We start from the raw sequence: 7,675 nt of genomic DNA, 5'->3' as shown, positions 1-7,675 counted from the left end.
GTGCTACAAGGTGTTCAAAAGTATCCTCACTAATTGTTACTCTAGAGTCCTCATTAACAGAAATCTCCCCACTTTCCCATTTTTGTCTCATTCTCCACACATTTACTCTAGAAACTCCGAGTCTAGTTGCTATTTCATTATTACTTAATGATCCTTCTCTAAAATATGCAACATAATCATTAAAAGATCTTTTAACTTTTTTCAAAAGAATTATCCCAAAGTAACAAAAATTAATAAATTATTACTTTGAATAATACAGCAAGTTAACAAATTATGAACCAAAGCTATTAACTTCTTTGTGCCGATCAGCCGCTGATCTATATTTATAATGTTTGTAAGCGCAAAACATATAAAAATACTTTTAGATAAAAAAATTATATTTTTTAAAGAGGTGCAACATTATGTCAAAAGATTTAAATAGAAAAAATTGCCGTTTTTGCAAAAAAATCATTAAAAATGAATCTGAAATTTGTTTTGATTGCAACACTAAAAATCACAATCAAAATTCTGATAAAATATTAGCATTATCATTATGTTTATTTTTTGGGGTTTTGGGGATTTTTGTACTTTATCTGTTTAGCTTTAAAGCGGGTTTTACATTTATATTTATATCTATTCTATTCTTTTTATTTAGCACGTCAATAAAAAGAAACAAACAAGACTAGTTATTAGTTTTGTTTGTTTCTTTTATGCTTTTAAAAACCTTTTTTTTTACTTTTTCTCTTCTGAAATTTGAGTCCCTTCTCCAATAATTTTAAGCTCTTCATTAATCTGCTTAATCGCCCCATCTACTATTCCACTAGACATATAACCAGTATCAGCACTATTAGAAGAACTTACAGTTAAACCGAATTCTTTAGCACACTTGAAAGCTTGTTGCCCAATAGTGCCTTGTCCTCTGACTTGCTCACCATGAGTTACCCCGCTAACATAACCAACTTGCCTTTTATACTCTTCAAATTTTTTCTTAGCCTCTTGTAAAGCTTTTTTTCTCTCTTCTTTTTTCTTTTTTAAGCTATCTTCAAGTTCCTTTAAGCTACCTTCAAGTTCTTTCTTATCTTTTAATCTTGCTCTTATTTCTTTTACTGTTTTTTCATATTCAAGGTATGTCCCAATAAGAGTTTTTTTAGAATTGGATTTATCTATTGTATTCTTTAAATCCTTAATTGTTTTTTCAATTTCTTTTGTATCTTGTTCATCTAAATTAGACAAATCTTTTGTTTCTAAAATATCTAAAAATCCTTTAACCTGCTTTTTCAACTCTTGTTCTGATTTAGAAAGTTTAGAATCTGAACTCTCTGAAGATTGTTCTAAACTTTTTAAGCCTTTATTGCTTGCATAATTCTTGCAAGAAATTATCAATGCAAAAACAGAACAAATAATAAACATTCTTATTTTTTTATTCATAAATTACTCCTACTCCGTAGGTTTCAAGGATAATGCAATACCAAATAAATACAATTTTTTACAGATTTAAATAATTAATTTTGTTACATTTGGGATTACATAGTAACAAAACTCGAATGTAATTTTAATCAACTCTCAAAAATCTCTCCATTGCAAATGTCAAGCTCATTGCAAAAGATTACAAAACCCATACAAATTAAATTTCAGAGTATTTGCTATATATCAGTTAAAGTATATTATCTTTCTTATCCGACCCCCTTAGAAATTGCCACTTCTACTCTTTACAGCCACTCTACATCCCAAATTCCGCATGCAATGAGAAGCACTATAATTTGACTAAAATTTTAAGTTTTTGGTAAAATAGAAATTGCAATTTTTATATATTTTTATTACTTTTACTTAATTTAAAAGTAACACTTATAAGGAGAGGATTTTATGGACATTAATAATTATCTTAATTTAAATAAAGGTGATACAGATTTTTTCCTCAAAATATTTAAAGATTATCTAAAAGTTATAGATGAAAATAAAATTCTTAAAAATACTCTAAAAAATTCAACTAAAACAAAAAAAGAAAATCTAAAACCTAGCCCTAAGTTTTATATAACTCCAAAAACTAGCAAACTAATTGAAAAATGTATAAAACAATTAAAACAAATTGATCCAATATCCGGCTGGTTTGTACATTTACTCTCAATAAGTGGGTGTAGGGGTACTGAAATGCAAAAAGTAAAAATGGAAGATATTACTACTCTAAGAAGCGAAACTGGTGAAATTCTTTACAATATCAAAGTAAATGTGGCAAAAAAAAGAAGTGTCGCTTGTATTAGAGAAATTGTCATCAGCTCTAAAGAGTACAACGCTATTCAAACAGCACACAAAAATCATTTTGAAGATAAAAATCTTGATACTAGGCGTACTTATCTTTTCCAAAAAACCAAACACAAATTTAAAGATAATCAAATTAGCATTATCAACATTTCTAGAAAATTTAAAAATCTTCTTAAAAGATCAGGATTTAAAGTAAATAAATCGCTTCATTTATGCAGAAATTTATTTATTTCAAATTTAAAAGCCAATGGTTATAATTCTTTCCAAATTAAAGAACTTATGAAATACTCTTCAACCCATGAAATTGATAATATCTACGGACTCTCTTCTGCAAACAAAATTCAAGCTTATAAATACGCTAAAAATAGCTTAAAACTGTAGTATGGCTACTTAAGTTTAAATATTCGCTTTGAAGTTACTTTAAATATTTTTCCATTAAGCCTTAAATCAAGTGAATCATATAATATTTCTTGCTCTTTTGTAGCAATAAAATGTGTTCCATTAACCCCCGTGATTTTAACTTCACTTATTTCAAATTCATTTGCAGCTGCAAAGTAACCAAAAGATTCATATCGCACACTAGTTCTAATCCCATAGTAATTTAGTATCATACAAGGATTTTTAATAAAACAGTTGCTTTTAATGTACCCAAGTCCTAAAAATCTGCGATAAGCCACATTTATGCCAAAAGCATTAAATTCAATATCCTTAAACATACTTGTATAATAATGCAAGCATAAAAAATAGCACCCCCATCTCTGTATTTCTCCTAGTAAACTCCTATTATTTTGTTTTATTTTGCTGATAAGTATTTTTAAAACCTCCTATGTTAAATATTTTTTTTAATTTTTTTATTTTTAGTGTCCCATTTAAAAGGGGACACTATTTTCATATGCTATATTACGCATATTGCTAGGCACAAAGACTTTATTATTTATTGGTATAAGCTCTTTAAATCTATCTGCTATTGCTCTTTTTTTAGGATCATAATTGAACATAAATTGTTTGAATTTATAATTCACATGATTAATTAGTGGATATTTATCCATAACTTTATCAATTTTAATTTTAAGCAGATCTTTTATAGGTTTTTCTCTTTTTTTGTTTTCATTTTGAATTTTATTTAGTTCTACTTTTAAGTTATTAATCTCAACAAGATCCCCCTCAAGATTTATAGCAGACTGTTCGGTTTTAATCTCAAGATTTACACAATCAACATACTCTACAAATTCATTTATCCAATCAAACTCAACTCCAGATTGATAAAAATCACTCTTTACTACCAACTCTTCAATCTCTTCAACAAGCTTATTAAACGTATCATTATCAATATTATTGGATATTAATAACTTAACCTGATTGTTTTTAACAATTTCGGCTCTTATATTGAAAACTTCCCTTTCACATTTAAGAACAAAATTAAGCACTTTTGATATTAAAGAATCATTTCTCTTTATCTTACAATTAACTGGTGCAGCGTCTATTAAAAAGAACAAATTACAATACTCAAGTCCAGTACATGCTAGTTGCATTTGTGCCTGCACATAGTATTTGAAAAAATACTTACTACTTAAGAAATTGCCATTTTTATTGTACTCTTCAATAGCACTGCTCATATAATGAGAGTCACTACTCTTAATCTCTAAGAGCTCTATATCACCATAAATATTCATAAACCATCCATCAATTGTTGAGCCTACTAAAGGTTCAAAATTATCCATTTTTTTGAAATAATTATATTTATCAACACCGTTAGCATATTTATTTTTATACAAAACAGCAATATTATCACCATACGCCTTAACAAATTCTCTAAATCCTAAATTTTCCAACTCTTTACCTTTTAACATGTATAAATTCTCTTTAAAAGGCAAACTCATGCCAAAATATTTAAGCACACTATTTATCATTACGTCTTTAAGACCAGCGCCACCAATTACAACAGTCCCCACTTCACTAGCTCCATATTTATCAAGCTTGCTTCTTTGCAAACTAAAATCAATATTACGATTAAATCTAAAACACTCTTGACTACTTATTCCTGGTAATTTTTTGCCTATCTTGCTTAATTTGCTTTTTTCTTTAATGGGAAGAACTTTTTCCTCAAATACTTCACATCCAATAAAACTTTGTTGCTCAGCATGTATCATGTTGGACACTCCATTTTGAATATTTTCTTGATTTTTTTCTATGTGTGACATAATCGTCAACCTCCTTTAATGTTAATAATAATTATATAGCAAAAACTATTTTTGCCAACTTTTTTACAAAAATTTTTGCAAAAAATGGGGGCTTAGCCAAATTCTCTACTTAAAGAATTAAGCTAAACCCCCACTAAATTGAGTTTATTTTAAATAATAGCAATCCTTTATAGCTATATTATATAGTATAACAAAAACCATTTTTGTCAATTTCTTTATAAGAATTTTTGCAAAAAAGCGGGACTTACCTAAGTTCTTTACTTAAAGAACTATCCAAGTCCCACCAAAATGTGGCCTTTATTTTATATGTGCGATACGACGAACATATCATTTAATATTTACTATATTACAAAAACCATTTTTGTCAACTTTTTACAAGAATTTTTACAAAAAATAAAGACTTTATTAAATTCTCTTATTAAAGAACTTAATAAAGTATAGTGGGATACTTAGCTGAATTTATTTTAATAAAAATAAATTCAACAAATTAAATATAGTTTTATTTAGAATTAAAATCAATTTGTCTTTTTACAATAAAAAAACTTATTTAAATTCTTTTGTTAAAAAGTTTGAATAAGTTCTAATTTAGAAGAGATCAAAAATAAACTGCTACTTTTTAAGTATATTCATCAGCATTATAATAATGTTACTTAAAAATCAAATTATGAATTATTTCATTATTTAATGAATTGTAAATATTTCATAAATAAAGCATTTAAAATTGGCCCAAAAATTGCCGCTGCAAGTATCATAAAATGTACTAGTCTGTTCCCCATATTAAGATCTTTACGCAAATTATTTACTTCATTATCTATCTTAGTATTTAAAATAGATATGTCCTTTTGTAAATTTTTTTCTACACTATCTATCTTAGCACTTACACCATCTATCTTAGTATTTAAATTCTTTTCTACGTTGTCTATCTTAGTATCTAAACTATCAATCTTGATATTTAAACTCTTTTCTACGTTGTCTATCTTAGTATCTAAGCTATCAATCTTAGCATTTAAACTCTTTTCTACGTTGTCTATCTTAGTATCTAAACTATCAATCTTGGCATTTAAACTCTTTTCTGCGCTGTCTATTTTGGTATTTAAATTCTTCTCTACATTATCTATCTTAACATCTAAATTAGATATATCTTTCCGTAAATTCTTCTCTATATCAATCAATTTTTCTTTTAAAAATTCAAAGTTGTAATTATCATTGTGAAGAAAAACAAAATCTATTGCCTCCTCACTAAACCCTATGTTTAAAAATTCATTTTTTATATTTTCTATATTATATGTTCTGTACGCTAAATTGTTCATAAAATCTCCGTATTATCCTTTTAGTTGTTTATATTCTTTCATAATTTTTTTAATCATTTCTTTTTCATCACTAAATAATTTATCTAATAAAAATCCTGTAAATTTAGCATTGCTCTTATAAAACTCGTAACTTTCTTGCTTTTTAAGCTGGAATCTTAAGGGTTTTATTGGGTTTTGCTTAGATTTTTTCAAGGCTGGACTTTCCTTGTCTTTCAATACACTCAATATTGATCTAAATCCATTATCTAATACATATTGCTCCTCAATAACCCCTGATTCTATTGCATTAGCAATTTTCAAATAGTTATATGCTTGAGTTTTTGCAACATCATAATCCTTTATAAAAGCATCGAAACTTTTGTACCCATCAATCTTATAATATTCATTATCTTTAATTTCTTTTAAGATTTTCATACATGCTATTCTATTAGAAACTCCTTCTCTAAGGTTTACATATAATTTCTTTTTCAAAATATTATAACGATCTATTTCAACATCATTTTCACTACCATTAGAAGAATCTACAAGCAATGCATTTCCTTCAGAATCAATATCTCTTTTATTGATTATTAATTTTGTATTATTTTTCATAACAATCCTCCTTAGCTATTAGTTCAACGCGATGAACAAATAATTAAAATTATTTTAATTTTGTATAAAAATTCATTAATGAGTTTTTATACTCTTTTATATAATCCATTTGAAAATCAAAATGAGAATTACTCGCAATTCTCCTATTTAGGTCTTCTCTTTCCGATATCATTCCTAAAAAATTTTCTTTAGAGTTTAGCATTTCCAATAATTGTTTATGTGTATTATTTTTTTTAAATCTCGTTATTATAAAAAAAGTAGGTAATTCTAAACCTATTTTTTTCATAAAAAATTTCAAAAGATCAAAACTTTCAACTGTCCATTTTTCTGCTGTCAAGGGAACAATGACATAGTTACAACAAACCAAAGCATTGGTTAAAGTAAAATCCAAACTTGGAGGAGTATCAATTATAATAAAATCATACTCAACATATAAGTGTTTAAGCTCATTTTTTAATCTAAATTCATCAAAAGTGTGTTTATAGCCAAAAGCATTTATGCTGTGTAAAGTTAAATAACTGGGTATTAAATCTAAATTATTCGCAACATTAACAATTGATTGATTAATATCTAATTTTTCTATCAAAATTTCATATATATTGTTTTTTCGCAAATCTACACTAGATTTTTGTATATTATCATAATAATAACTAGTAGTGGATGCTTGAGTATCTATATCTATTAATAATACTTTATATTTTTGCGCTAGCAAGGTTGCATATATTATCGAACTTGTACTTTTGCCAACGCCGCCTTTAATTGACGCAATTGTTATTATTTTAGGTTTTTTATTATCCATTTTGTTAGTGGTCCTTGTTCTGGGTATTTTTTCCCATAAAATTCATATACTTTTTGTTCTAAATCTGTAAACATACTAAATAATATTTTGTTGTAGTGGTTATTCATTCTCTCTTTATCTAGTAAGCGGTATAATCCCTTAAAGTAAAAAAAAACACTGCCTGCTTTAAATCTAACTTCCATATAATATGCCCGTGCAAATCCATAAGATTTTCTATTTCCGTTTAATTGATACTTTACAATAGCTTTTTTTATTGGTTTTCTAAAACCGTAAAAAATTCCAATAAATTTATCCCCTTCTTTAATGGGGTATAAATGTGTTTCCTCAACAATTCTTTCTCCATTAAACAAGGTCCTTAATGACACTCTAAATTCATTTTTTTTCTCATAAACTCCAAATTTATAAACGTCCATCATTATTTTTGTATGGTACATTGCTTTACCATTTTCTTTTTCAACCAAAATAAATCGTTCTTTATTTTGGCATTCAACTTTACATTTTCCTTTTTTTATAGGTTCTGGCGCACTTTCCATACT

9 protein-coding genes are annotated in these 7,675 nt (G+C 26.7%); 1 reads left to right on the top strand and 8 read right to left on the bottom strand.

Features of this window, described 5'->3' with window-relative positions; all coding sequences use genetic code 11:
* Positions 1-205: DUF603 domain-containing protein (locus BLA33_RS05165; RefSeq protein ID WP_157651911.1), on the bottom strand; the 205-nt coding region annotated here is incomplete at its 3' end.
* A 506-nt stretch (positions 206-711) separates the two neighbouring features.
* Positions 712-1,407 (bottom strand): BAR domain-containing protein, encoded by a 696-nt coding sequence (locus BLA33_RS05155; protein ID WP_075226667.1) that lies wholly within the window; start codon positions 1,405-1,407, stop codon positions 712-714.
* Between the two features lie 435 nt (positions 1,408-1,842).
* Between BLA33_RS05155 and BLA33_RS05150 the strand changes: the two genes are divergently transcribed.
* Positions 1,843-2,619, top strand: coding sequence for a tyrosine-type recombinase/integrase (locus BLA33_RS05150; RefSeq protein ID WP_075226666.1), 777 nt, complete (start codon positions 1,843-1,845; stop codon positions 2,617-2,619).
* Positions 2,620-2,624: 5 nt separating this feature from the next.
* Here BLA33_RS05150 and BLA33_RS05145 read toward each other — a convergent pair whose 3' ends face one another.
* The 6 genes from BLA33_RS05145 to BLA33_RS05120 form a co-directional block, all read right to left on the bottom strand.
* A complete protein-coding gene (locus BLA33_RS05145; RefSeq protein WP_075226665.1) occupies positions 2,625-3,050 on the bottom strand; it encodes a DUF261 domain-containing protein in 426 nt (141 codons plus the stop codon).
* 57 nt (positions 3,051-3,107) lie between these two features.
* Entirely contained in the window at positions 3,108-4,439 is a 1,332-nt protein-coding gene (locus BLA33_RS05140) for a DUF244 domain-containing protein (RefSeq protein WP_075226664.1), read from the bottom strand.
* Positions 4,440-5,116: 677 nt separating this feature from the next.
* Positions 5,117-5,749 (bottom strand): Bdr family repetitive protein, encoded by a 633-nt coding sequence (bdr, locus tag BLA33_RS05135; RefSeq protein WP_029346975.1) that lies wholly within the window; start codon positions 5,747-5,749, stop codon positions 5,117-5,119.
* A gap of 12 nt (positions 5,750-5,761) precedes the next feature.
* Entirely contained in the window at positions 5,762-6,340 is a 579-nt protein-coding gene (locus tag BLA33_RS05130) for a chromosome replication/partitioning protein (RefSeq protein ID WP_029346974.1), read from the bottom strand.
* Positions 6,341-6,389: 49 nt separating this feature from the next.
* Entirely contained in the window at positions 6,390-7,139 is a 750-nt protein-coding gene (locus BLA33_RS05125) for a ParA family protein (RefSeq protein ID WP_029346973.1), read from the bottom strand.
* On the bottom strand, positions 7,115-7,672 hold the full coding sequence (locus tag BLA33_RS05120) for a DUF226 domain-containing protein (RefSeq protein WP_029346972.1): 558 nt from the start codon (positions 7,670-7,672) through the stop codon (positions 7,115-7,117). The genes BLA33_RS05125 and BLA33_RS05120 overlap by 25 nt, the downstream gene beginning before the upstream one ends.
* Positions 7,673-7,675: the final 3 nt, after the last annotated feature.

The organism is Borreliella garinii, from assembly GCF_001922545.1.
GTDB lineage: Bacteria > Spirochaetota > Spirochaetia > Borreliales > Borreliaceae > Borreliella > Borreliella garinii.
The sequence above is the reverse complement of the archived record's forward strand: the minus strand, read 5'-3'. Positions and strand labels throughout refer to the sequence as shown.